Annotated in this window: 20 protein-coding genes and 2 tRNA genes; 14 read left to right on the top strand and 8 right to left on the bottom strand. The window is 71.7% G+C overall.

Annotated features, from left to right (window positions below):
• The first annotated feature begins 877 nt into the window (after positions 1-877).
• The 4 genes from AB0F98_RS30895 (at position 878) to AB0F98_RS30910 (ending at position 4,813) form a co-directional block, all read left to right on the top strand.
• Complete coding sequence (locus AB0F98_RS30895) at positions 878-1,297, top strand: protein-tyrosine phosphatase family protein (protein WP_357742824.1); 420 nt, start codon at positions 878-880, stop codon at positions 1,295-1,297.
• A 254-nt stretch (positions 1,298-1,551) separates the two neighbouring features.
• Positions 1,552-2,808, top strand: coding sequence for a serine hydrolase (locus AB0F98_RS30900; RefSeq protein WP_357742827.1), 1,257 nt, complete (start codon positions 1,552-1,554; stop codon positions 2,806-2,808).
• Positions 2,809-3,052: 244 nt separating this feature from the next.
• Positions 3,053-3,817 carry a peptidylprolyl isomerase gene (locus AB0F98_RS30905; RefSeq protein ID WP_357742925.1) on the top strand — a complete coding sequence of 255 codons (765 nt, stop codon included), beginning with the start codon at positions 3,053-3,055 and terminating at the stop codon, positions 3,815-3,817.
• A 117-nt stretch (positions 3,818-3,934) separates the two neighbouring features.
• Positions 3,935-4,813: an alpha/beta hydrolase gene (locus tag AB0F98_RS30910; protein WP_357742830.1), complete on the top strand. Its 879-nt coding sequence runs from the start codon at positions 3,935-3,937 to the stop codon at positions 4,811-4,813.
• A 29-nt stretch (positions 4,814-4,842) separates the two neighbouring features.
• Here the strand turns inward: AB0F98_RS30910 and AB0F98_RS30915 are convergent, their stop codons facing one another.
• The gene (locus tag AB0F98_RS30915) at positions 4,843-5,880 is read right to left on the bottom strand and encodes a LacI family DNA-binding transcriptional regulator (protein ID WP_357742834.1); all 1,038 of its coding nucleotides are present in this window, start codon (positions 5,878-5,880) and stop codon (positions 4,843-4,845) included.
• Positions 5,881-6,017: 137 nt separating this feature from the next.
• Between AB0F98_RS30915 and AB0F98_RS30920 the strand changes: the two genes are divergently transcribed.
• The 7 genes from AB0F98_RS30920 to AB0F98_RS30950 all read left to right on the top strand — a co-directional run bounded on the left by AB0F98_RS30920 (position 6,018) and on the right by AB0F98_RS30950 (position 14,197).
• On the top strand, positions 6,018-7,325 hold the full coding sequence (locus AB0F98_RS30920; protein WP_357742837.1) for an extracellular solute-binding protein: 1,308 nt from the start codon (positions 6,018-6,020) through the stop codon (positions 7,323-7,325).
• Positions 7,322-8,320 (top strand): sugar ABC transporter permease, encoded by a 999-nt coding sequence (locus tag AB0F98_RS30925; RefSeq protein ID WP_357742840.1) that lies wholly within the window; start codon positions 7,322-7,324, stop codon positions 8,318-8,320. The genes AB0F98_RS30920 and AB0F98_RS30925 overlap by 4 nt, the downstream gene beginning before the upstream one ends.
• Before the next feature lie 32 nt (positions 8,321-8,352).
• The gene (locus tag AB0F98_RS30930) at positions 8,353-9,183 is read left to right on the top strand and encodes a carbohydrate ABC transporter permease (protein ID WP_357742843.1); all 831 of its coding nucleotides are present in this window, start codon (positions 8,353-8,355) and stop codon (positions 9,181-9,183) included.
• 113 nt (positions 9,184-9,296) lie between these two features.
• The gene (locus AB0F98_RS30935; protein ID WP_357742846.1) at positions 9,297-11,657 is read left to right on the top strand and encodes a glycoside hydrolase family 3 N-terminal domain-containing protein; all 2,361 of its coding nucleotides are present in this window, start codon (positions 9,297-9,299) and stop codon (positions 11,655-11,657) included.
• A gap of 4 nt (positions 11,658-11,661) precedes the next feature.
• Entirely contained in the window at positions 11,662-12,660 is a 999-nt protein-coding gene (locus AB0F98_RS30940) for an acetylxylan esterase (RefSeq protein ID WP_357742849.1), read from the top strand.
• Positions 12,661-12,756: 96 nt separating this feature from the next.
• Positions 12,757-13,593, top strand: a complete 837-nt coding sequence (locus tag AB0F98_RS30945; protein ID WP_357742928.1) for a M15 family metallopeptidase — start codon at positions 12,757-12,759, stop codon at positions 13,591-13,593.
• 97 nt (positions 13,594-13,690) lie between these two features.
• Positions 13,691-14,197, top strand: coding sequence for a DinB family protein (locus AB0F98_RS30950; protein ID WP_350793880.1), 507 nt, complete (start codon positions 13,691-13,693; stop codon positions 14,195-14,197).
• Positions 14,198-14,353: 156 nt separating this feature from the next.
• Here the strand turns inward: AB0F98_RS30950 and tnpB are convergent, their stop codons facing one another.
• Together tnpB and AB0F98_RS30960 are read right to left on the bottom strand one after the other, a co-directional pair.
• Positions 14,354-15,835 (bottom strand): IS607 family element RNA-guided endonuclease TnpB, encoded by a 1,482-nt coding sequence (tnpB, locus tag AB0F98_RS30955; protein WP_357742852.1) that lies wholly within the window; start codon positions 15,833-15,835, stop codon positions 14,354-14,356.
• Positions 15,836-15,875: 40 nt separating this feature from the next.
• A complete protein-coding gene (locus tag AB0F98_RS30960) occupies positions 15,876-16,664 on the bottom strand; it encodes an alpha/beta hydrolase family protein (protein WP_357742855.1) in 789 nt (262 codons plus the stop codon).
• A gap of 333 nt (positions 16,665-16,997) precedes the next feature.
• On the opposite strand from AB0F98_RS30960, the gene AB0F98_RS30965 reads away from it, so the two are divergent.
• From AB0F98_RS30965 to AB0F98_RS30975, 3 genes are all read left to right on the top strand, one after another.
• Positions 16,998-17,069, top strand: a tRNA-Glu gene (locus AB0F98_RS30965).
• Positions 17,070-17,101: 32 nt separating this feature from the next.
• A tRNA-Gly gene (locus AB0F98_RS30970) sits at positions 17,102-17,175 on the top strand.
• Between the two features lie 35 nt (positions 17,176-17,210).
• Positions 17,211-18,410, top strand: coding sequence for an RtcB family protein (locus tag AB0F98_RS30975; protein ID WP_357742858.1), 1,200 nt, complete (start codon positions 17,211-17,213; stop codon positions 18,408-18,410).
• A gap of 40 nt (positions 18,411-18,450) precedes the next feature.
• On the opposite strand, the gene AB0F98_RS30980 is transcribed toward AB0F98_RS30975, so the two are convergent.
• The 5 genes from AB0F98_RS30980 to AB0F98_RS31000 all read right to left on the bottom strand — a co-directional run bounded on the left by AB0F98_RS30980 (position 18,451) and on the right by AB0F98_RS31000 (position 23,571).
• Positions 18,451-19,374, bottom strand: a complete 924-nt coding sequence (locus tag AB0F98_RS30980; protein ID WP_357742860.1) for a GNAT family N-acetyltransferase — start codon at positions 19,372-19,374, stop codon at positions 18,451-18,453.
• Between the two features lie 162 nt (positions 19,375-19,536).
• Positions 19,537-19,920, bottom strand: a complete 384-nt coding sequence (locus AB0F98_RS30985) for a UBP-type zinc finger domain-containing protein (RefSeq protein ID WP_357742863.1) — start codon at positions 19,918-19,920, stop codon at positions 19,537-19,539.
• A gap of 258 nt (positions 19,921-20,178) precedes the next feature.
• A complete protein-coding gene (gene fmdA / locus AB0F98_RS30990) occupies positions 20,179-21,432 on the bottom strand; it encodes a formamidase (protein ID WP_357742866.1) in 1,254 nt (417 codons plus the stop codon).
• A gap of 90 nt (positions 21,433-21,522) precedes the next feature.
• Positions 21,523-21,804, bottom strand: coding sequence for a zinc ribbon domain-containing protein (locus AB0F98_RS30995; RefSeq protein ID WP_357742869.1), 282 nt, complete (start codon positions 21,802-21,804; stop codon positions 21,523-21,525).
• Positions 21,805-22,080: 276 nt separating this feature from the next.
• On the bottom strand, positions 22,081-23,571 hold the full coding sequence (locus AB0F98_RS31000) for an MFS transporter (protein ID WP_357742872.1): 1,491 nt from the start codon (positions 23,569-23,571) through the stop codon (positions 22,081-22,083).
• Positions 23,572-23,824: the final 253 nt, after the last annotated feature.

A 23,824-nucleotide genomic window follows, 5' to 3' on the forward strand; every position in this document is an offset into this window, starting at 1 on the left:
CAGGTGTCGGCCTACCCGGACGCCTACGCCCAGTGGGAGCAGCAGGCCGCCGACCTCGTCGGCCAGTACTGGAACAGCTGACAACCACACAGCACGAGCTTGACCGCCGGCCGGCACCCCGAGAGGGTGCCGGCCGGCGGCGTATCCAGACCCGGCCAACCCCCGGCCCGAGCCGAGCAGCGGCCACGCATCCACCCACGGCCCGAGCGGAGCCAGAGAGCGGTGCAGCCAAATCTCGAGCGGACGCAGCGGCGCAGCCACAGCCCGAGCCCGTCGGCCGCGCATCCACCCACGGCGCGAGCGGAGCCAGAGAGCGGTGCAGCCAAACCCGGGCGGACGCGGCGGCCCACCACAGCCCGAGCCCGCCACGCGCGCATCCACCCGCGTGCCGAGCCGAGCCAAGCAGCGGCACAGCCACAGCCCGAACTGCCCAGCGGCGCGCCCGCACCTGGCGGGAGCCGCGCCCCGGCAGCGGGCGGATCCACCGCAAACGGGAACGGTCCGAACGCGCGGAACGGGCGCTCCGCGCGCCGGGCGTAGCGGAGGAACTGCCGCAGACAACGAATCTTGGACGGTTACCGCTCGTGGCGACCGTGAAGGCGCGAAGGTTCGCACGTACCGCCGGCCATGAAATGGTTCCGGGAGGTGGGAAGAAGCGCGGGCGCGGGTACGTTGTGTGGGGTGTCGGTGTGACCAGTGTCCCCGGGCCTCACCTAATAAATGCCTTCGCGGAATACCGTTCGGCTGGAGCCGCGTTGCGCCACTCGCCGCGAGGCGACCTGCACACCGGCACCTTAAGCGCCGCCTTCGACCGTCTGGTCGGAGGCGGCGCTGTCGTTACCGGTGATGCTCTGATGCGGTACGGCAGAATGCCGGGATGAGCGTCGAGTCCTCCTGGGCGGAGCAGCCCGGCGTCGTCGTACTGCCCAGCGGTGCGGTCGTACGCGGGCGGCGAATCGCCGATGCGGCGTCCCCAGCGGACTTCGCGCTGCTGCTGGCTCCTGGTCCGACCCCGGCGTGGCCGCACCGGCGGATCCGCTGGCCGGACTTCTGGATCCCCGTCGACCGCGCCGACGCGTTGGACGCCCTGGGTGAGGCTCTGCGCCGCGCGCATGGCGGAGAGCGTGTGGAGGTTGCCTGCCGTGGCGGCCAAGGCCGTACCGGCACTGCCCTGGCCGCGCTCGCAGTGCTCGACGGTATGCCCGCCGGGCAGGTGGTCGACTGGGTACGCGCCAACTACCGGCCCCGGGCGGTGGAGACGCCCTGGCAGCGACGGTGGCTGCGCCACCTCGGGTGACAGCGCCGCACGGTGCCGCCGGACAGCTCATGCGCCTGTCACCGCCGGACAGCGTGTTGAGTGGCTGCCCCAGGCGCAGGGTTTAGGTGAGCACCTCCGGAGTGGCGCCTTCGCGGCTTTGTACGAACCTGCAGCAGCGAGGCTCGCTCGGCGTGCAGTGAGCAGGGCTACGCGGTCCATCTTCGGTTCCGCCCAGCGGGAAGACGCTGTCCGTCCAGCCCCGGTTTGCCTGTTTTCGGGATTAGGGTGCTGACATGAGAGATCGGCTGCTGGCCACCACGGCGACCGCCGCCCTGCTCACCGTCGGCGTCGCTGTCCCTGCCCCGGCGGCACCGCCCGCCGCCGCCCGCGCCGGGCGTGCCGCCCAGGCGGGTGCGGCACCGGCCGCGCCGTGCCCGCGGGCGCCGGCGGCCTCCCGGCCCGCGCGTCCCTCTCCGCCGCCGGGTGTCGCGCGGGACCGCGCTGTCGGGGGTGCGGCGCTGGCCACCACGGGGCTCGTCGTACCGCCCGAGGCCCCTGCGCCGCCCAAGATGACCGCCACCTCGTGGCTCGTCGCCGACCTGGACACCGGTCAGGTGCTGGGCGGCTGCGGCCCGCACGAGTACGGCACCCCGGCGAGTGTGCAGAAGCTGCTTCTCGCTGCGACGATGCTGCCCCGGCTGGATCCGAAGCAGGTGGTCACGGTCACCGACGAGGACATGGACATCGAGCCCGGGTCCTCTGCCGTCGGCCTCGTCGAGGGTGGCCGGTACACCGTCGAGACGGTCTGGCTCGGGCTACTGCTCAACTCCGGCAACGAGGCGGCCAACGTGCTGGCGCGGCTCGGCGGGGGCGTCGACGGCGCGGCCGGTGGGGTACGCCAGATGAACGCGTACGCGCATCGCCTCGGCGCGCTTCAGACCCACGCGGTCACCCCCTCCGGACTGGACGGGCGAGGGCAGTTCACCAGCGCCTACGACCTGGCGCTGATCGCCCGGGCCTGCTTCGCCGACCCGACCTTCCGGCGGTACGCGCTGACCGAGGTGGCCCGGATTCCCGCCCAGCCGGCGCAGCGGACGAAGGGCTTCCAGATCCAGAACGAGAATCAGCTCATCTACAACTATCCGGGGGCGTTGGGCGGCAAGACCGGCTTCACCGATCTGGCCCGGCACACGTATGTGGGCGCGGCCGAACGCGACGGCCGTCGCCTGGTCGCCACGCTGCTCGGCGCCGAGTCCCAACCGAAGCGCGGTTGGGAGCAGGGCGCGGCACTGCTGGACTGGGGCTTCTCGCTGCCCCGGACGGCAACGGTGGGCCGGCTGGTCGAGCCGGGGGAGCTGTCGGCGACGCCCGCGCCGGATCCGACCCCGCCCGCGGCCGCCGCGGAGGCGCGGCCGGCCGCCGCGAGCGGCCCGGTCGGCGGCGGGATGTCGAAGTCGTGGTCGGTGGGTGCGCTCGTCGCCGCGGCGACCGTCATTCTGCTGACCGGCCTGTCATGGCGCCGCCGCACGGCGCGCCGGAACGCCTCCTGAGCGAGGTTGAGCGGCGGGCTCGCCCGGTGTGGTGCGCGGCTTCCGAGCGGACCGGGCGACTCACCGGGGTGGCGGCACGGATCGACAACCGACGACGGATGTCCATAGGCTCCGGTCGCTCCGGCACCACGAGTCCAGGAGGATGCCCGTGTCGCGTGAACCTCGACCGTTGCCCGTCCCCGCCCCGCGTCGGGCGTGGCGTACGCTGCCCCGTCTCGCCGGTACGGCCCTGCTCGGCGGCGCGATGGTCGCCGCCGGCGCCACCGCCGCGGTCGCCGCGCCCGCCACCGCCACCGGCGCCACCGCCGCGCCCGGAGTTCTGCGTACGACAGCGACCGGCGCCGCTGTCGTGCCGGCCGCCGTGCCCGGCGGTCCGCGTACGACGCCGGGGCCGTGCGGCTACACGGCGACGCCGGACGACCCGGCCGTGCGGCCGGTCCCGCTGCCTCCCGACCGCCGCCGTACGCCGGGTGAGGGTCAGGTGCGGGTCACGCTCGACACCAACCACGGGCCGATCGGACTGACCCTGGACCGGGCGGCGGCACCCTGCACGGTGCAGAGCTTCCTGCACCTCACCCGGCACCGCTTCTACGACCGGACGCCGTGCCACCGGCTGACCGCGTACCCGACGCTGAGCGTCCTGCAGTGCGGCGACCCGTCCGGCACCGGTTCGGGCGGGCCGGGTTACCGCTACCGCGACGAACTGCCGGCCGATCTGCCTCCCGCGCCGACCGACCCGACGGGCGAGCGGCGGGTCTACGCCCGGGGCACGCTCGCGATGGCCAACGCCGGCCCGGACACCAACGGCAGCCAGTTCTTCCTGGTGTACGCCGACTCGGCGCTGCGGCCCAGCTACACGGTCTTCGGCTCGGTGGACGCGGCCGGGCTCGCCACGCTCGATCGGATCGCGGCCGGGGGAGTGGCTTCGACCGAGGAGGACCCGGCCCCGGTCGACGGCGCGCCGGCACTGCCCGTGGAGATCCGCAAGGCCGTACGGCAGCACCACTGAGCACCCGTGCAGGTGGGGGAGCTCGGCGCGACAGGGCAGGGGTCCCCCACCGGTGCGTCGCCCGGCATGACCCGCGTCTGAGCGGGGATCACCCTTGCCGTTGGCGAGGGGGTGGGGATGGCGGCGCACGTCGAGCATCGGCGGGTCCTCGTGGACGGCGTCGAGGTGTTCTACCGGGAGGCCGGGCCGCCGCACGCTCCGGTCGTCCTGCTGCCGCACGGCTACCCCTGCTCGTCGTTCCAGTTCCGCAACCTGATGGCCGATCTCGGCGATCGGTGGCGGCTGGTCGCGCCGGACCTGCCGGGCTTCGGCTACAGCACGACGCCCGACCCGGCGGACTTCGACTACACCTTCGCCGGATACGGGCGCTTCCTGCGCTGCTTCGCGGACACCCTGAACCTGCACCGGTACGCGATCTACCTGCACGACTACGGCTCGCAGCACGGCTTCCGGCTCGCCATGTCGGCACCGGAGCGGGTTGCCGCGCTGATCGTGCAGAACGGGGACGTCTACCTCGACGAGTTCGGTCCGAAGTACGCGCCGCTGCGGCGGTACTGGGCGAACCCGACGCCGCAGGGACGAGCGGAGCTGGCCGGCAACGTCAGCGAGGAGGGGTTCCGCGACGAGTTCGTCGGGGAGCTACCCGAGCGGTTGGTCGAGCGGGTCAGCCCCGACCTGTGGACGCTCGCCTGGGCGCAGCTGCGTACGCCCCCACGTCCGGAGATCATCGTCGGACTCTTCACCGACCAGGCCGGCACGCTCACCGACTTTCCGCGTATCCAGACGTACCTGCGGGAGCATCGGCCGCCCACGCTGATCGTCTGGGGACCGCACGACGGTTACATGCCGGCGGGCGCGGCGCGGGCGTACCTGCGGGACCTGCCCGACGCCGAGCTGCACCTGCTCGACGGCGGGCACTGGGCGCTGGAGACGAATCTCGACGAGATCGTGGCCCTGGCTCGGGACTTCCTGAACCGCGTCCATCCGCCGGGCTGAGCCGGGGACCTGCGCCCCAAAACCACGCCCTAGGACGAGAACGGCCGGCCCGGCCGTGGACACGAGGGCGCTGGAGCGCAGGACGCGCGGACGACCAGCTCGGTGGGCAGCCGGACGTGCGGGTCGCGTTCGACGCCACCGATCAGGTCGATGAGCAGCCGCAGCGCCTCGGCGCCCATCCGCTGCAGGGGCTGCGCGATGGTGGTCAGCGGCGGGTTGACGAGCGCCGACTCCGGGATGTTGTCGAAGCCCATGACGGACAGGTCGTCGGGCACGTTGAGGCCGGCGCTCCGTGCCACATCCACAGTGGAGATGGCGGAGAGGTCGTTTCCCGCGAAGACGGCGGTCGGCCGGTCCGGGAGGGCGAGCAGTTCCGCGGCCGTGGCGGCGGCGCTCTCGATCCGGAAACCACCGACGCGGACGAGTTCCTCGTCCACCGGCACGCCGGCGTCGGCCATCGCCCTGCGGAAGCCCGCCTCGCGCAGACGGGCCGACTCGAGGTCGGGGCGTCCGCTGATGTGCGCGATGCGGCGGTGACCGAGCGACAGCAGGTAGTTGGTCGCGAGTACGGCGCCGGCGAAGTTGTCGGAGTCGACGGTGGGCAGGCCGGAGGGGCCGGTGTGCGGGTCGACGGCCACCACGTGGAAGCCCTGTTTGGTTTCGACGACGGTCGGTGTGACGATCACGGCCCCGTCGATGAGCGTCCCGGACAGGCGGGCCAGGGAGCGCCGTTCCCAGCCGATGGCCGTGCCGTCACCGTCGCCGCCGGAGTAGGCCAGCAGCTGGTAGCCGGTGCCGCTGACCTCCTTGGAGGCTCCCTTGAGCAGCTCGGTCGAGAACGGTTCGAACTCGGCGACCAGGATGCCCAGGACGTTCGTGCGGTGACTGCGCAGGCTCTGCGCCCCCAGGCTGGCCTCGTAGCCGAGCTGGTGGATGACCTGTCGTACGCGCTCCACGGTCGCCTGTGCCACGCCGTACCGATTGTTGACGACCTTCGACACGGTAGCCACCGAGACGCCGGCCGTACGGGCCACGTCCGACATTTTGACACGCTCCGGGAAGGTCACGCCGACGATGATAGAGGGCCGCCCAGAGTTCCTCGTCAGGGTTTCGAAACCGTTATCGACAACGGTTGACACTCGGTTACGGGGCTGTAAAACTCGCCGCACTGATTCCCGCCACTGCTAGTCGAGGAGACGTGTCGATGGCGATGAAGCACCGCGCGGCCGCCGGCCTGGCGCTGTTCCTTACCACCGCACTGCTCGTCGCCGGGTGTAACGGCGGCGACAGCGAAGCCCCTGCCGAGAGCGAGCTCTACAAGAACCCGGTGACTCTGACCTGGTGGCACAACGCCTCGCAGGACGGGCCTCTGAAGACCTACTGGGAGAAGGTCGCCAAGGACTTCTCCGCGCTCCACCCGACCGTCAAGGTCCAGATCGAGTCGATCGAGACCAACCAGCTCCAGCGCACCCGACTGCCTGCCGCGCTGCTCAGCAACGACCCGCCGGACATCTTCCAGGCGTGGGGTGGCGGTGAGATGCGGGAGCAGGTGGAGGCCGATTACCTGAAGGACATCACCGAGCAGGTCAAGACGGAGGCCGCCGACATCGGTAGCGCCACCGAGATCTGGCAGGTGGACGGCAAGCAGTACGGGCTGCCGTACCGGATGGGCGTCGAGGGTGTCTGGTACAACAAGGAGATGTTCGCGAAGGCGGGCATCGCCGCGCCGCCGGCCACCTTCGACGAGCTCAACGACGCGGTCACCAAGCTCAAGGCCATCAACGTCATCCCGATCGCGCTGGGCGCCGGTGACAAGTGGCCCGCCGCGCACTGGTGGTACAACTTCGCGTTGCGCGCCTGCTCGGTCGACACGCTCAAGAAGGCGTCCACCGAACTCGTCTTCGACGACCCCTGCTTCGTCAAGGCGGGCCAGGATCTCAAGACCTTCATCGGCACCAACCCGTTCCAGCCGAACTTCATCGCCACCCCGGGGCAGAACGACCCGACCAGCGCCAACGGCCTGCTGGCCAACGGCAAGGCCGCGATGGAACTCATGGGCGACTGGAACCGGGGGACCCTGGACACCGTCGCCGAGGACCGGGAGGCGCTCGGCAAGTTCATCGGCTGGTTCCCCGTACCGGCGATCTCCGGTTCCGCCGGCGACCCGAAGTCGGCCCTCGGCGGCGGCGACGGATTCGCCTGCGCCAAGAACGCCCCGGCCGAGTGCGTCGAGTTCCTCAAGTACCTCGTGAGCCCCGAGGTGCAGAAGGGGTACGCCGACACCGGTACCGGTCTGCCCGTCAGGAAGGCCGCCGCAGACGCGGTCAAGGACCCCGCGTTGAAGTCCATCCTGGAGGCCACCTCCGGCGCGTCCTACGTGCAGCTATGGCTGGACACGGCCTTCGGCAGCACCGTCGGCACCGCGATGAACAACGCGGTGGTCGCGATCTTCGCCGGCAACGGCACCCCTGAGCAGGTCGTCTCCGCGATGAAGGCGGCTGCGAAGAGGTGACCTCCACCAACCCGACCCTGAGCCCCGTCGGCGGTGCGGACGCGCCGCCGGCGGGACTCCGGCCCTCCAGGCGCTCGTCCGTCCGCGCCGCGCAGACCCGGCGCAAGTGGTACGAGATCGTCGGGCTCACCCTGCCCGCGGTCATCGTCTACGTGATGTTCGTGTTGGTCCCGATGGGATTCGCGGTCTACTACAGCCTGTTCCGCTGGCGTGGGATCGGACCGCCGACCGACTACGTCGGATTCGACAACTACGTGCTCGCCTTCCAGGACCCGATCTTCCTCGACGCGCTGCGCAACAACGCCATCATCGTGGTCGGTTCGCTGGTCGTCCAGGGGCCCATCGCGCTGGCCGTGGCCCTGCTGCTGAACCGACGTTTCCGGGGCCGCGCCGTGTTCCGCCTGATCGTCTTCGTGCCCTACGTGCTCGCCGAGGTCACCGCCGGCATCATGTGGAAGCTGCTGCTGACCGACAACGGGACGGTCGACGCGCTGATGCGGTCGCTGGGGCTGGGCAGCCTGGTGCGGGCGTGGCTCGCCGACCTCGACATCGTCATCTGGACGATGCTGTTCGTGCTCACCTGGAAGTACGTCGGTTTCGCCATCATCCTGCTGCTCGCCGGCCTGTCGAACGTGCCGCCGGAGCTGACGGAGGCCGCCGCGATCGACGGGGCGAGCTGGTGGCAGACCCAGCGTCACGTCATGCTCCCACTGCTGGGGCCGACGTTCCGGATCTGGATGTTCCTCTCGATGATCGGTTCCCTGCAGGCGTTCGAGGTCATCTGGGTGACCTCGGTACCCGCGGTGCGGTCGCTCGGCGCCTCGGCCACCATGGCCACGTACATGGTGGACAACGGCTTCTTCGCCCGGTTGTGGGGCTACGGCAACGCGGTCGCCGTGATCCTGTTCGTCATCTCGTTCGTCGTGGCGCTGCTGTTCCAACGGTTCCTGCTCCGCCGTGACATCGAGGGTGCCGTCACCGGAAGGGTGAACTGACAGTGGCCGTTGATTCCGCTCAGTCCCCGTCCGTGACCCGACGCCCCGTGGCGTGGAGCACCCCGCTCACGTACGCGCTGGCCCTCGCGGTCGCGGCGGTGTCGATCGCCCCGGTGGTCTACGTGATCATCGGCGGTTTCCGCACCACCCCGCAGATCATCGCCGACCCGGCCGGCCTGCCAGACCCGTGGGTCTGGGACAACTACGCCCGGGTGCTGACGCAGAGCGACTTCTGGAAGCAGGCGTTCAACAGCGCGGTGATCGCCGTGGGTACCACGGTCGGTGTCGTGGTGCTCGGCGTCTGCGCGGCGTTCGTGCTCGCCCGTTACACCTTCCGCGGGCGTGAGGGCCTCTACACCTTCTTCACCCTCGGCCTGCTCTTCCCCTCCGGCGCGGCGATCCTGCCGCTGTACCTGATGCTGCGCGACCTGACCCTCATCAACTCCTACTACGCGGTGATCCTTCCGCAGATCGCCTTCGCGCTGCCGCTCACGATCGTCATCCTGCGCCCCTTCCTGTCCGCCGTCCCCCGCGAACTGGAGGACGCCGCCGCCATCGACGGCGCCGGCCGGCTGGGCTTCCTCTGGCGCATCATGCTGCCGCTGTCGCGGCCGGCGCTCGTCACCGTCGGGGTCCTCGCGTTCGTGGCCAGCTGGAACGCGTTCCTCCTGCCACTGCTCGTCCTCGGCGATGCCGACCTGCACACCCTGCCGCTGGGTGTGCAGAACTTCTCGAGCCAGTACACCTCCGACACCGCCGGAATCCTCGCCTTCACGTCGCTGGCGATGTTGCCGGCACTTCTCTTCTTCACCTTCGCCGAGAAGCAGATCGTCGGCGGCCTGCAAGGGGCGGTCAAGGGCTGAGCGGCAGCCCTGGGAGCCGCAGCGGAGAAGACACAGCACAACCGTCTACCTGTACGCCCACCGGGCGCTGCCCGGGCCGATGGGCGTCGGAGGAAAGTGACCGACAAGTGACCGTGGACATCGAAGCAAGCACCGCCATCTGGAACGACCCGTCGTACGACCTGGCCACCCGCGTCGACGCCCTGGTCGCCGCGATGAGCCTCCCGGAGAAGATCGCTCAGCTGTACGGCGTCTGGGTCGGCGCCTCCGCCGACGGCGGCGAGGTCGCGCCGTACCAGCACGAGATGGAGGAAGCGGTCGACCTCGACGCGCTGCTGCCCACCGGTCTCGGTCAGCTGACCCGACCGTTCGGTACCGCGCCGGTGGACCCGGCGCTCGGCGCGCTCTCGCTGCTGCGGACCCAGCAGCGCATCGTCGAGGCGAACCGGTTCGGCATCCCGGCCCTGGCGCACGAGGAGTGTCTGGCCGGCTTCGCCACCTGGGGTGCCACCGCCTACCCGGTGCCGCTGTCCTGGGGAGCCACCTTCGACCCGGAGCTGATCCGGCGGATGGCCGCCGCCATCGGCGCCGACCTGCGCCGCGTCGGCGTGCACCAGGGGCTCGCGCCGGTGCTCGACGTGGTCCGCGACGCCCGGTGGGGACGGGTCGAGGAGACCGTCGGCGAAGATCCCTACCTGGTCGGGACGGTCGCCACCGCGTACGTCCAGGGGTTGGAGTCCGCGGGGGTGGTCGCCACCCTCAAGCACTTCGCGGGCTACTCCGCCTCCCGGGCCGCACGTAACCACGCGCCGGTCGCCATGGGTCCCCGGGAGCGCGCCGACGTGATGCTGCTGCCGTTCGAGATGGCGGTCCGGGAGAGCGACGTCCGCTCGGTGATGCACGCCTACACCGACACCGACGGGATACCGTCGGCCGCCGACGAGCAGCTGCTCACCGGCCTGCTCCGGGACACCTGGGGCTTCACCGGCACGGTGGTCGCCGACTACTTCGGCATCGCGTTCCTGCACGCCCTGCACGGGGTGGCCGGCAGCTGGGGCGAGGCCGCCGGTGCGGCACTCGCCGCCGGAGTGGACGTCGAGCTGCCCACGGTCAAGACGTTCGGTGAGCCGTTGCGCGCGGCGCTCGCCGCCGCCGACGTGCCGGAGGCGCTGATCGACCGGGCGGTGCGCCGGGTGCTGTTGCAGAAGGGCCAGCTCGGGCTCCTGGACGCCGGGTGGTCTCCGGTGCCGCCGGCACTCGACGGCGTCGACCTCAGCGACCCGGAGACGCTACGCGGTCGCGTCGACCTGGACTCACCGGGCAACCGGGCGCTGGCCAGGCAGGTGGCCGAGGAAGCGGTGGTGCTGCTGCGCAACGAGGGCATCCTGCCGCTGGCCGCGCCCGCGCGGATCGCGGTGATCGGGCCACAGGCGGAGAACCCCACCGCAGTGCTCGGCTGCTACTCCTTCCCGCTGCACGTCGGTCCCCGCCACCCGGAGGTGCCGGTCGGGATCGAGCTGCCGACCCTGGCGCAGGCGGTACGCGCCGAGTTCCCGTCCAGCACCGTCGTGGTCGAGACCGGGGTGAGCATCGACGGCCCCGAGACCGACGGGATCGCGGCGGCCGTCCGGGCCGCCCGTGGCGCGGACCTGGTGATCGCCGCCCTCGGCGACCGGGCCGGGCTGTTCGGCCGCGGCACCAGCGGCGAGGGCTGCGACGCCGAGTCGCTGGCCCTGCCCGGCGTACAGGGGCAACTGCTCGACGCGCTGCTCGACACCGGCACGCCGGTGGTCGTCACTATGATCGCCGGCCGGCCGTACGCGCTGGGGCGCGCGGTCGACGAGGCCGCCGCCGTCGTGCAGTCCTTCTTCCCCGGTGAGGAGGGGACGCCGGCGATCGCCGGGGTGCTCAGCGGCCGGGTCGAGCCGCGGGGGCGGCTGCCGATCAGTGTGCCCCGCCGGCCGTACGCGCAGCCCGGCCCGTACCTCACCGCCCGGCTCGGGCAGGCCAGCGACGTCTCCAACCTCGACCCGAGCCCGGCGTACGGGTTCGGGCACGGACTCAGCTACACCCGGTTCGACTGGTCGCAGCTGGTGGTCGACCGCAGGGTGGCCCAGACCGACGGCGAGTTGGCGCTGAGCTTCACGCTGCGCAACGCCGGCGACCGGTGGGGCAGCGAGGTGGTGCAGCTGTACGCGCACGACCCGGTCGCGTCGGTGGTGCAGCCGGTGCAGCGGCTGATCGGCTACCAGCGGGTGTCCCTCGAACCGGGTGCCTCGTGCCGGATCGCGGTGACCGTGCCGGCCGACCTGTTCTCGTTCACCGGACGGGACGGGCGGCGGGTGGTCGAGCCGGGCGGGCTGGAGCTGCGGCTGGCGGCGTCGAGCACCGACGCGCGGCTGGTGGCGCCGGTCGAACTGCGCGGGCCGGCCCGGTACGTCGACCACACCAGGCGGATGCATCCGGGCTTCACGGTCACGCCGGTCGAGGGCTGACCGGGTGTACACCGACCTGCCCGAGGAGCAGTTGCGCGCCTACCGCAGCGGTGTGCGGAACCCGGAGGACTTCGACCGGTTCTGGGCGGACACGTTGGCCGAGGCCCGGTCGGCGGGCTCCGACGTGCGGGTCGAGCCGGCGCCGACCGACCTGGCCGGCATCGACGTGTACGACGTGACGCTTCCCGGCTTCGCCGGCCAGCCCGTCCGGGCCTGGCTGCGGGTGCCCAGCGGCGCCGGGGCGGCCCTGCCGGCCGTCGTGCAGTACGCCGGCTACGGCGGCGGGCGCGGTCACCCGCTGGAGAACCTGCTCTGGGCCGCGGCCGGGTACGCGCACCTGCAGATGGACACCCGCGGGCAGGGCTCGGGGTGGAGCCGGGGGGACACTCCCGACCCCGCCGCGGCGGGCCCGGAGGCGCCCGGCGTGATGACCCGGGGCGTCACCGATCCGCGCACGTACTACTACCGGCGTCTGATCACCGACGCGGTCCGGGCGGTCGACGCCGCCCGGACCCTGCCGACGGTCGACCCGGAGCGGGTCGCGGTGCTCGGGCACAGCCAGGGCGGTGGCCTGGCTCTCGCGGTCGGCGCGCTCGTGCCCGACCTGCGGGCGGTCGTCGCCGCGGTGCCGTTCCTCTGCGACATCCCGCGCGCCGTCGTGGTCACCGACGCCCGCCCGTACCGGGAGGTGCGTGACTACCTGGCCGTCCACCGGGACGCCGAGGATCGGGTACTGAGCACGCTGGCGTACGTCGACGGGGTCAACTTCGCCCGGCGCTGCCGCCTCCCGGCGCGGTACTCGGTGGCGTTGATGGACGACATCGTGCCGCCGTCGACGGTGTTCGCGGCCGTCAACGCGCATGCCGGGCCGACCGAGTTGTCGCTGTGGCGCTACAACGGCCACGAGGCGGGTGGCATCGAGGACGACGAAGCGGCGTTGCGGTTCCTCGGAAAGCACCTGGCAGACGACCCCGACCTCGCACCGGGAGCCGGCGGAGGCTGATAGACAGGACGGGTGCGCAGGTCAGGTGCGGTGTGGTGCGGCCGTTCGACGAGCCGGCATCGTTCGCGCCGACGCTCGGCCCGGGTCACCACCGCACTGATCACGGTCGGCGTGCTGCTCGCCGGTTGTACCCGGTCGGAGCCGCGGCCCGCGCCGACTCCCCCGGCTCCGCAGCCCTCGCCGACCAGCCCGCACCCGAGCAACGTCTCGCCGTCCGCGTCCGCCACCGGCCGGCCGCGGCTGCCCGGCTTCGTGGTGCTCGGCGACGTCGATCCGCGCATCCGCACCGACATCCGGTACGCCACCCCGCACAACTTCGTCGGTCGGCCCATCACCGGCTACCTGGAGCCGCTGTGCCTGCTGACCCGGCGGGCGGCGGAGGCGCTGCGCCGGGTGCAGGACGCCGCCCTGGCCGGTGGGCACAGCCTCAAGGTGTACGACTGCTACCGCCCGGTGCCGGCCGTTAACGACTTCGTCGCATGGTCCAAGCGCCCCGGCGAGCAGCAGAGCAAGGCCGAGTTCTACCCGCACGTGGACAAGTCCCGGCTGTTCGCGGAGGGGTACATCGGCGCGCCCACCGCGCACAGCCGGGGCAGCACGATGGACCTGACGCTGGTTACCGAGCCGCCCGCCGACCAGCCGCCGTTCAGGCCCGGCCAGCCGCTGGTGTCCTGCACCGCACCGCCCGCCCAGCGTTTCCCGGACAACAGCATCGACATGGGGACCGGCTTCGACTGTTTCGACCCGCTGGCGCGGACGGCCGCACCGGGCATCAGCGGCACGGCTCGCGCGAACCGGATGCTGCTCGAACGGCTGATGACCGACGCCGGGTTCGTCAACTACCCCGGCGAGTGGTGGCACTACAGCTTCGCGGACGAGCCGTATCCAGACACCTTCTTCGACGCCCCGGTGGCCCGCTCGTCGGTCGGGTGAGCGGCCCGCCGGCGGGTCGGGCATGATCCTCTCCGGCGCGTACCGGCGCAGCCTGCGGCTCGTGCCGGCGCGGGCGCCACGGAGAGGGGAGCGGGCAGTGACGACGGAGCGGATCGGGCCGCCGTTGACCGGCGGGGAGCGGGAGACGCTGCGGGCGTTCCTCGACTACCACCGGGCGACGCTGGCCATGAAGTGCGACGGGCTCAGCGACGAGGAGTTGCGGCGGCAGTCGTCGCCACCCTCGACGCTCTCCCTGCTCGGGCTGGTCCGGCACATGGCCGAGGTCGAGCGGACCTGGTTCCGGAAGGTCATCAACGCCGAGGACATCCCGCTGGTCTGGTCGGACAGCGGCGACTACCAGGTGGCGTACGACGCCGGCTCGTCGACCCGGGCGGAGGCGTTCGCCGCCTGGCAGCGGGAGGTCGAGCACTCCCGGCGGATCGAGCGGGCGGCGGAGTCGCTGGACGTCACCGCCCACAACGCCCGTTGGGGCGAGGACGTGTCGCTGCGGCTGGTGATGCTGCACCTCATCCACGAGTACGCGCGCCACAACGGGCACGCCGACCTGCTGCGCGAGGCGATCGACGGCACCGTCGGGGCCTGACCGGTGGGCCTCCGCGCCGCCCCGCCGGGCAGGGACGCGACGGCGCGTGCGGGACGCGCGTCCGGGCATCTCGAGCCGTGCTGGTTCCCGGCAACGGCAGCCAGGTGAGCACGTCCTGAATCTTCGTGTCCCAGTAACCGTTTCCCCTCAGTGCGCTTAGATGAGCGTCTGTGGGATAGTCCCGCCTTGCGGTGGGACGGTCCCGGTCTGATCCGCGGGTGCGGTGCCGGGTTGACGTTTCACAGCCAGCGGCCCGCCGAGGCGGGTCTTACGGTTGGCTCCACGTCCTGCCACCGGGCCACTCCCGGCGGTATCGTGCTCGGCCGCGAGGGCGGCCAGGTTGTATGCGGCGTTGAGGTCCCGGTCGAGGCTCAGGCCGCAGGCGATGCAGTGGTAGGTCCGCTCGGACAGGGCGAGTTTGGTTTTCACCGCGCCACAGCCTGAGCAGGTCTTGCTGGACGGACACCAACGGTCGGCGATGATCAACCGTCCACGGTTCCATTCCGTCTTGTAGGCGAGCTGGCGGCGGAGTTCGGCGAACCCGGCATCAGCGATCCGCCGGGCAAGCCGCCGGTTACGCAGCATCCCGGCGACGTGCAGGTCTTCGGCCACAATCGTGCCGTGTTCCCGGGCCAGTCGGGTGGTGAGTTTGTGCAGCCCGTCGGAGCGTAGGTTCGCCACCCGTGCATGCGCCCGACCCAGCTGGGCGCGGGCGCGCTGCCACCGGTTCGACGGGCGCTGACCGGTGCGCCGGTCCGGTCCTTGCCGGCGTGACAGTCGCCGCCCCAGGATCCGTAATCGGCATTGTGCCTCGTCGAGGTGGCGCGGGTTGGGTATCAGTTCGCCGGTCGACAATACGGCCAGATGCGTGATGCCGACATCCACCCCGACCGTCGAGCCCGGCCGGGCCGGTACGCGGTCGGCGCGATCAACTTCAACGGTGAACGACACGTGCCAGCGGCCACCGTCGCGGCGCACGGTGGCGGACATGATCCGCGCGCTGCCATTCTCGAGGCGGCGGGCCAGTTTCCGCGCCGACTCGTGCAACTTCAACCGACCCAACCTGGGCAACACCACATGCTTGCGATCCGACTCAACCCGAATCACACCGGTGGTAAACCGGACGCTGGGCGTGGAGCGGCGGCGGGACTTGAACCGCGGAAACCCCACCCGCCGACCCGCCCGTTTCCCGGATCGGGAGTCAGCCCAGGCCCTCAACCCCCGCGCCAACGCGTCCAGGCCGGTGTTGAACGCTTCCTTCGAACACTCCCGCCACCACGGCGCCACACCATTTTTCGCCACATTCCATTCCCGACGCAACGCCGGCAGCGACCACCCCACAGCCGGAGTGAGCTCGCTATCCGGGACGCCGTAGGAGCGTTCCGCCGCCCGCTGATCCATCACCGCTTTCACCCAGGCAAGCGCCCAATTGTGCGCGACCCGCACCGCCCCGACATGCGCCAGCACCGCCCGCCGCTGCATCGGCGTCAGGTCGAGAGCGAATCGGTACGCCTGGATCACCCGCACGACGGCCACCATAACGATGACGACCGACACAAAAACCACTCGTGGAAACAGTCCGACGACCACGCTCGCGTCTGCATCCCACCCCGGCCGTTGCCGCAACGAGATCACCACCCAGCCGTCACCGAGCAACTCGAAAACGCCATCTCACCCGCTACTGAGCACCAGAGTCACCACCGATCGCCGGAGAGCGCCAGGACGACACCAGATGGCTACCCCAGTCGTGGTCGCCTGGAGAGAAGTCGACGGTGAGCGGCACACCCCGCTCCCGGGCGGCGGCGACGAAGTGCTGGTTGTCCTCGTACAGGAAGTCCTCCGTGCCGCAGGCGACGTAGAGCGCGGGAGGTTCCGCGTCCTCCTCGCCCACCCGGTCCAGCAGTGCGATGGTGTCGTCGTCCGTACCGGCGATGGTGCGGCCGCCGAAGACGGTGTGCCAGACCTCCGGGTTGATCGGATGGGTCGGGTGCTGCCGGCGGTGGGCGAGGTCGAGGGCCCCGGAGAGGGTCGCCGCCGCCGCGAACCGCCCCGGGTCGCGCAGCGCCCACTTCACCGCGCCGTAGCCGCCCATCGACAGACCGGCGACGAATGTGTCCTCCCGGCGTTGCGAGATCCGGAAGAAGGAGTGGCACAGCTGCGGCAGTTCCTCGCTGAGGAAGGTCCAGTACCGGTTGCCGTGCGCCTCGTCGGTGTAGAAGCTCCGGGCGACCTGGGGCATCACCACGGCCAGTCCGAGCGGTGCCACGTACCGCTCGATGGAGGTGCGGCGCAGCCAGATCGTGTCGTCGTCGGTGAGCCCGTGCAGCAGGTAGAGCACCGGGGGGTCGCCGGCGGTCGCGCCGCCGGACATGCCGATCTGCGACGAGGTGCGCTGCGGCAGGATCACGGTCATCGAGGTGCTGAGGGTGAGCACCTCGGAGTAGAAGTCGACACGCATCAGGGCCACGTTCGCGACGGTAGCCGGTAATACCGATTGCAGGCCCCGCGCGGTCCGCCTACCGTCGTTCCCGCAAGGTCAACAGATCGGCCCCAGGGAGTACGTCGTGTCGCCACGCACCAACACCCGAGCCACGCGGCTCGCGCCGCACGGCGGTGCCTGGCTGTCCACGGGGGAGAAAGCTCTGGGTCGGGGCCGGTTCGTGGGGGGCCGGTATCGGGGGAGGCGGCGCGACTGACGCGCCCGCGTGCACGCGCAGCCGCCCACCCCGCCGGGGTCCGGGCGGCTTTGTCGTCCGTGGCCCCGGCACCGGGCGGGTCAGGGGGTCGCCCGCCCGGGCACGGGCCGTTGGAGCAGCGGAAGCTCACCCGGTTCTCACCCGGGAGGTCACGGGTTCGAATCCCGTACGGCCTACGCGTCGGCGCCGCGGAGCGGCGCACGGTATCGCGGTTGTGGCGCAGCCTGGCAGCGCGTCACCTCGCCATGGTGAAGGTCGCCGGTTCGAATCCGGCCAGCCGCTCCGAGACGAGTCGAGAACGAGATCAGGAGACTTCGATGGGTTTCAACACGCTGGCCGGCACCCGCGCGCCGGTACGGGTCTGGACCGACCCGTACGGCATTGAGCCGCACGCGGCGAAGCAACTGCGCAACATCGGGACGCTGCCGTGGGTGGAGGGCGTCGCGGTGATGCCGGACGTCCACTTCGGCAAGGGCGCCACGGTCGGTTCGGTGATCGCGATGCGGCAGGCCGTCTCGCCGGCGGCAGTCGGCGTGGACATCGGCTGCGGGATGTCGGCGGTGCGTACCTCGCTGACCGCCGCAGACCTGCCCGACGACCTCGCGGGGCTGCGTTCGGCGATCGAGGCGGCGATCCCGGTCGGCTTCGCGCAGCGGGAGAAGGCCGTCGATCCGCGGCGGGTACGTGGCCTGGAGCAGGGCGGCTGGGACGACTTCTGGCGGCGCTTCGCCGACCTCGACCGCCGGGTGGCGCAGCTGGAGGTCCGCGCGCAGCGGCAGCTGGGCACGCTCGGCGGCGGGAACCACTTCATCGAGGTCTGCATCGAGCAGGGCGGCGCCGACGAGGGGCGGGTGTGGCTGATGCTGCATTCCGGGTCCCGCAACATCGGTAAGGAGCTGGCCGAGCGGCACATCGGGATCGCCCGCCGGCTGCCGCACAACGCCGACCTGCCCGACCGGGACCTCGCGGTCTTCCTCGCCGGTACGCCGGAGATGGATGCGTACCGTCGGGATCTCTGGTGGGCGCAGGAGTACGCGCGCCGCAACCGGGCGGTGATGCTGGCGGTGTTCTGCAACGTGGTGCGGGAGCGGTTCCCGCAGGTGCGCTACGACGAGCCGATCTCCTGCCACCACAACTACGTGGCGGAGGAGAGCTACGGCGGGGTGGACGTGCTGGTGACCCGCAAGGGTGCGATCCGGGCCGGCCGGGGCGATCTGGGCATCATCCCGGGCTCGATGGGCACCGGGTCGTACATCGTGCGCGGAAAGGGGAACCCGGACGCCTACTGCTCGGCCTCGCACGGGGCGGGGCGGCGGATGTCGCGGGCGCAGGCGAAGCGCACCTACGGCACCGACGACCTCGCGGCGCAGACGCAGGGTGTGGAGTGTCGCAAGGACGCCGGGGTGGTGGACGAGATCCCGGGCGCGTACAAGGACATCACCGAGGTGATGGCGCAGCAGGAGGACCTGGTCGAGGTGGTCGCACACCTCAAGCAGGTGGTGTGCGTGAAGGGTTGAGGCGCGGGTGGCGGCCGTTGGGCCGTCACCCGTTCCTGCGTCAGTCTTGGCGGATGTCGTCGCGGTGAGCCAGGCTCCAGTAGCCGACGCTCGGCCGCATCCCGAACGCACGGTTCGTGCGCAGGATCGCCTCGTTGCCGTCGTCGTTGTGCGTGCTCACCGCGGTCGCGCCGCGCCCGTGGGTCTCCAGGAGAGCGGCGGCCTTCAGGGCGGTGGCCACTCCCCGGCCGCGGTGGTCGACCGCCACGCCGGTGTAGACCGTGTACCAGTCGCCGCCGTCGGACTGGGGTGTGACGATGGTCAGTCCACACGGCGGCGATCCGGGTTCGTCACGTGGCTCGGCCAGCAGCACGACCGCGTCGTCCGTGAAGAGCCGATGGGCCTGCGAGACGTCGACGTCCTGATCCTCGGCGCCGGGTACCGGCAGGCCGGGCAGGCTGCGGGTGATGCAGTCGAGGACCATCGCCTCCTCGGCCCGGAAGTCGGCGACGCGGACCCGTACCCCTGCGGCGTCGGCGCTGCGTGCCGCGCGCTCCGTCAGCTCGTCGCCGCGCCCGGCCAGGTCGAAGCGCCAGCCGACGCTGTGGTGCGTGACGGTCAGGCCGTACCGTGCGGCGAATCCGCGGCCGCGCTCCAGGTCGTCCCTGAGGGTGCTGGTCACCACGTGCTGCGGGCCCAGGTTGCCCCGCGCCCAGGTGGCCAGCTCGTTCGCGAGCGCGGTGCCGATTCCGCGTCCGCGCTCGTGCGGGGCGACGGCCACCAGCGCGGCCACGGTGCCCGGCCAGGCCGGCTCGGCGATGAGCTTTCCGGCGCCGATGATCACGCCGGAGCGCTCGGCGACGAGGGCGTGGTGGACCTCGTCGGGCTCCGTGCTGGCCAGCCGCTCCAGCAGTCGGTGTCGCTTGTCGTCGCCCGCGCTGAGGACCAGTAGGTCGGCGGCGGCGGTGAGATCGTCCGGGCGCATCGCGCGGATAGTAGCTGCCACCTGCGCGTTCGGTGCTGTCACGTGATCGGAAGTTACCCGACCTGCCCGCGCGCCCGGCAATGATCTTCGCCACGACGCTCGGCCCGCGGGCGTCCGAGCACTGCTCCGGCTCGGGCGGCCGCGGTGAGCCTCGCGGCGCGGTCAGTGCAGCCGGGTCTGCCAGTCGGCGGGTACGCGGCCGTGCGGGCCGGGCGCCGGCTGATCGAGGGGGTGCGAGCTCGGCTCGGCCAACGCGGGCCCGCTCTTGAAGAACTGGTCGTTGGAGTAGTCCCAGAACCAGGACTCGCCGGGCTCGAAGCTCTGGATGATCGGGTGGCCGGTCGCGGCGGCGTGCGCGGTCGCGTGCTGGCTGGGCGAGGAGTCGCAGCAGCCGATGTGCCCGCAGGCCGCGCAGCGGCGCAGGTGGAACCACCATCCGCCGGTGGAGTCACACTCCAGGCAGCCCGTGCCGCTCGGCGGGGCGGCAGGATCGATTGCCGCCGTCACGTCCGCCGGCTCCGAGCCGGGCTCGAACTGGTCACTCACGGCGCCTTCCCTCCCGCTCACGGCTCGGGTGCCCGGTCGCTGCTGAACCGTACGTGTCCACCCGGCCGCCGGTCTCGGAGTCTGGCACCTGGTGGCCCCGGCCTCCGCCCCGCCCCCTCGCGGTGTGTCCCGGCCGACGGCGTCTCCCGATTCGCCGTGAACGAGACTCGGCTTCACGGGAGGTCGTGGTGTGCCCCGCGCTGGCCCGAGGCGGCGGGCGCGCAGCGATAGGACCCTTCGCGACCCAAGTGTCCGCTCTCAGAAGGTCGACTTCGGCGCCTTCGCGCCCTGCGCGACGCGCGTCGGGCCGGTCGCCGAGGGGCGGACGTCGACGTCGAAGATCTCCGTGGGGAGGTAGACCGTAGCGCAGGAGTTCGGGATGTCCACCACGCCGGAGAAGCGGCCCTCGATCGGCGCCGCACCCAGGATCAGGTACGCCTGCTCCGGGCTGTAGCCGAACTTCGTGAGGTAGTCGATGGCGTGCAGGCAGGCGCGCTGGAACGCCAGCTGCGAGTCGAGGTAGCGCTGTTGCCCGTCCAGGGTCACCGAGATCCCGGAGAAGGCGAGCCACTGGCAGTACTGCGGGTTGTTGTTGCCCGGCAGGAAGATCGCGTTCTCCGTCACCCCGTACGTCCGCATCCCGTCCTTGATCAGGTCGACGTGCAGGTCGACGAAGCCGCCCATCTCGATCGCACCGCAGAACGTGATCTCCCCGTCCCCCTGGGAGAAGTGCAGGTCGCCCACGGACAGGTTCGCGCCGGGTACGTAGACCGGATAGAAGATCCGCGAGCCTTTGGTGAGGTTCTTGATGTCCTGGTTCCCGCCGTTCTCCCGGGGCGGCGCGGTTCGCGCCGCCACCGCGGCCGCCCGTTCGTAGTCGGAACCGGTCAGCGTGCCGAGAACCGCGTCCTGCGGCAACGGCGGCAGCGACAGCGGCGGCACCCGGTCCGGATCCGTCTCCGCCAGCGTCCGCTCCCGCCGGTTCCACCTGTCCAGGAGCTCGGCGGAGGGTGCCGTACCCATCAGGCCGGGGTGGATCATGCCGGTGAAGGAGACGCCGGGAATGTGGCGCGAGGTCGCCCGCTGCCCGCTGAAGTCCCAGATCGCCTTGTACGCGTCGGGGAACTGCTCGGTGAGGAAGCCGCCGCCGTTCTGCTTGGCGAAGATGCCCGTGTATCCCCAGCCCTGGCCGGCGAGTGGACCGGAATCCTCCTGCGGGATCGGCCCGACGTCGAGGATGTCGACCATCAGCAGGTCGCCGGGCTCGGCGCCCTGTACGGCGAAGGGGCCGCTCAGCGCGTGCACGATGGACAGCGGCGCGTCGCGGACGTCGTCCGCGGAGTCGTCGTTGTGGATCTCGCCGTCGAACCACTCCCGGCAGTGCACCCGGAACGTCGCGCCCGGCTTGACCGTCGCGACGGGCGGGATGTCGGGATGCCACCGGTTGTGTCCGATCTTCTCCTGCTCGGTGAACCGCTTCGTCGAGTCCAAGGCAAAGATGACCTCGGGCATCAGCCGCTTCCCTTCGTCACACCGCCCGCCATGGTGGTGATCTTCGGTCTGGGTCGGCGGGTTCCCGTGGCTGCGGGACCGCCGGTGGAGTCACAGTCGGGGCAGCCGGGCGCGAGCCGGGTGGACCGGCGCGGGCGACACGGCCCGCCTTCCGGGGATACGCGACACGACCTCGGGTGTCTCCGCGCTCCGCGCGGCCCGGTCGAGGGCCGCACCGAGCGCGCGCGGCGTCCGGGCCAGCAGCGGCGCGGACCAGATCCGTGTGGCCTGCCGCCGGCACTCGGGGCAGTTGACCGACGCCCCGGCCTGGCCCAGGGGGAGTCGCACCTCGAAGTCACCGTCACGCGGACACCGGTACTCGTACGTCGCCACCCGGTCTCCTCGCCCGTCACCGCCGTTCCTGTGCCGGCGCTTGACCCTGCGGCCCGCGCCGGCCAGGTCAAGAATCGGACGCATCCGAGCGCGCCGCAGCCCAACGTGCGAGGTCGGCCGCGATCGGGTGACGTGACGGACCTCCGGCCCGGTGTGCCCGGCCGCCGGGTGGGAGTCGGCCTCACAGTCAGCACGCTCGTGGCACCGATGTGTCGAGTGCGCCTGCCGAAGCGATGGCCATGGTCCGGCCCGGCAACGGCAGTCCGGCCGGCCGGTTCAGCCCAGATGCGCCGGGCCGCCGGTGGGCACGTCCTGCCGGCGCACCTTGATCAGGAACAGGGTGGTCAGGCCGGAGAGCAGGATCAGCCCGGTAGCCCAGGCGAAGGCCACCGAGTAGCCGTGCAGCAGAGCCCGGACCTGGACGATCGGATCCGGCGTGCGGGTCGCCAGGTAGCCGGCGACGGCGCTGGTGTACAGCGTGTTGAGCAGTGCGGTGCCGAGGGACCCGCCGATCTGCTGGGTGGCGTTGAGCGTCGCGCTGGCCGCGCCCGCGTCGTGCTCGGGCACCCCGTACAGGGCGAGGCTGGACAGGGGGACGAACGTGAAGCCGAGACCGAGGCCGAGGACGATCTGGGCGGGGAGCAGGAGGGCGACGAAGGAGGTGTCCACGTCCACCTGGGTGAGCGCCACCATGCCCGCCGCTGCGAGCACCGCGCCGCCGAGCATCAGCGGCTTGGCTCCGATGCGGGGCAGCAGCTGGCTGGCGCCGCCCGCGGCGAGCAGCACACCGGCGGTGACCGGTAGTGAGGCGAGCCCGGCCTCCAACGGCGTGTAGCGGAGCACCGTCTGCAGGTAGATGGTCAGGAACAGGAATGCCCCGAACAGACCCGCGCCGATGAGCGCGGAGGCCAGGTACGCGCCGCCACGGTTGCGGTCCAGCAGGATCCGCATCGGCAGCAGCGGATTCCTGGAGCGCAGCTCGATCAGTACGAACACGGCGAGCAGCGCCACGCCGACCAGGATGAACGTGAGCGTCGGAGCAGCGGTCCAGCCGTCCTCGGCGGCCTGGGTGAAGCCGTACACCAGGCTCACCAGGCCGGCGGTGACCACCAGCGCGCCGGGTACGTCGTACCGGGTGTCGCCGTGCGCCCGGCTCTCCGGCACCAGCGGAAGCGCGGCGATCAGCGCCACGGCGGCGACCGGGATGTTGACCAGCAGGCACCAGCGCCAGCTGGCGTACTCGGTGAGCACGCCGCCGAGCAGGAGGCCGACGGCGGAGCCGCCACCGGCGATCGCGCCGTAGACCGCGAATGCCTTGGCGCGTTCCCGGGTCTCGGTGAACAGGACGGTGAGCAATGCAAGTGAGGCCGGCGCGAGCAGCGCGCCGAACGCACCCTGCAGGGCGCGGGCGCCGAACAGCATCGCGCCGTCGCCGGCGAGACCGCCGATGGCGGAGGCGAGCGCGAAGCCGACCGTGCCGACGATGAAGGCGCGCTTGCGGCCCGAGTAGTCGGCGATCCGGCCGCCGAGCAGCAGCAGGCCGCCGAACGTCAGCGTGTACGCGGTCACCACCCACTGCCGGTTGGCGTCGCTGATGCCGAGGTCGGCCTGGGCGTGGGGGAGCGCGATGTTCACGATGGTGGCGTCCAGCACCACCATCAGTTGCGCGATCGCGATGACCGCCAGCGCGGCCCAGCGCTTCGGGTGCCCGCCGGTCTCCGCCTCGGCGTCGGGCGCGCCGGGGTTGGTCGAGCTCGTTGCGGGCATGGCGAAGCCTTCCGTGCGGACTCGGTACCGGCTCTGCGCGTCGGGATGGTCGCGCGCCGGGGCGATCGGCGGTGCAGGCCGTCCGGCCCGCACGGGCCCGTGTCCGGCTGCCGATTCCGCCCGCCCCGCCCTCCGCGAAAACTCTTCGCGTCAGACGCTAGCTGCGGGGATCCGGTCCGCGCAGCGGCTTCGGAGATCCGTCCCCGGTCGGACCATCGGCCCGGTCACCGTGGGCGGGAGCGGCATCGGGGTT

Source organism: Micromonospora sp. NPDC023737, assembly GCF_040639715.1.
In the GTDB taxonomy this organism is placed as follows: Bacteria; Actinomycetota; Actinomycetes; order Mycobacteriales; family Micromonosporaceae; genus Micromonospora.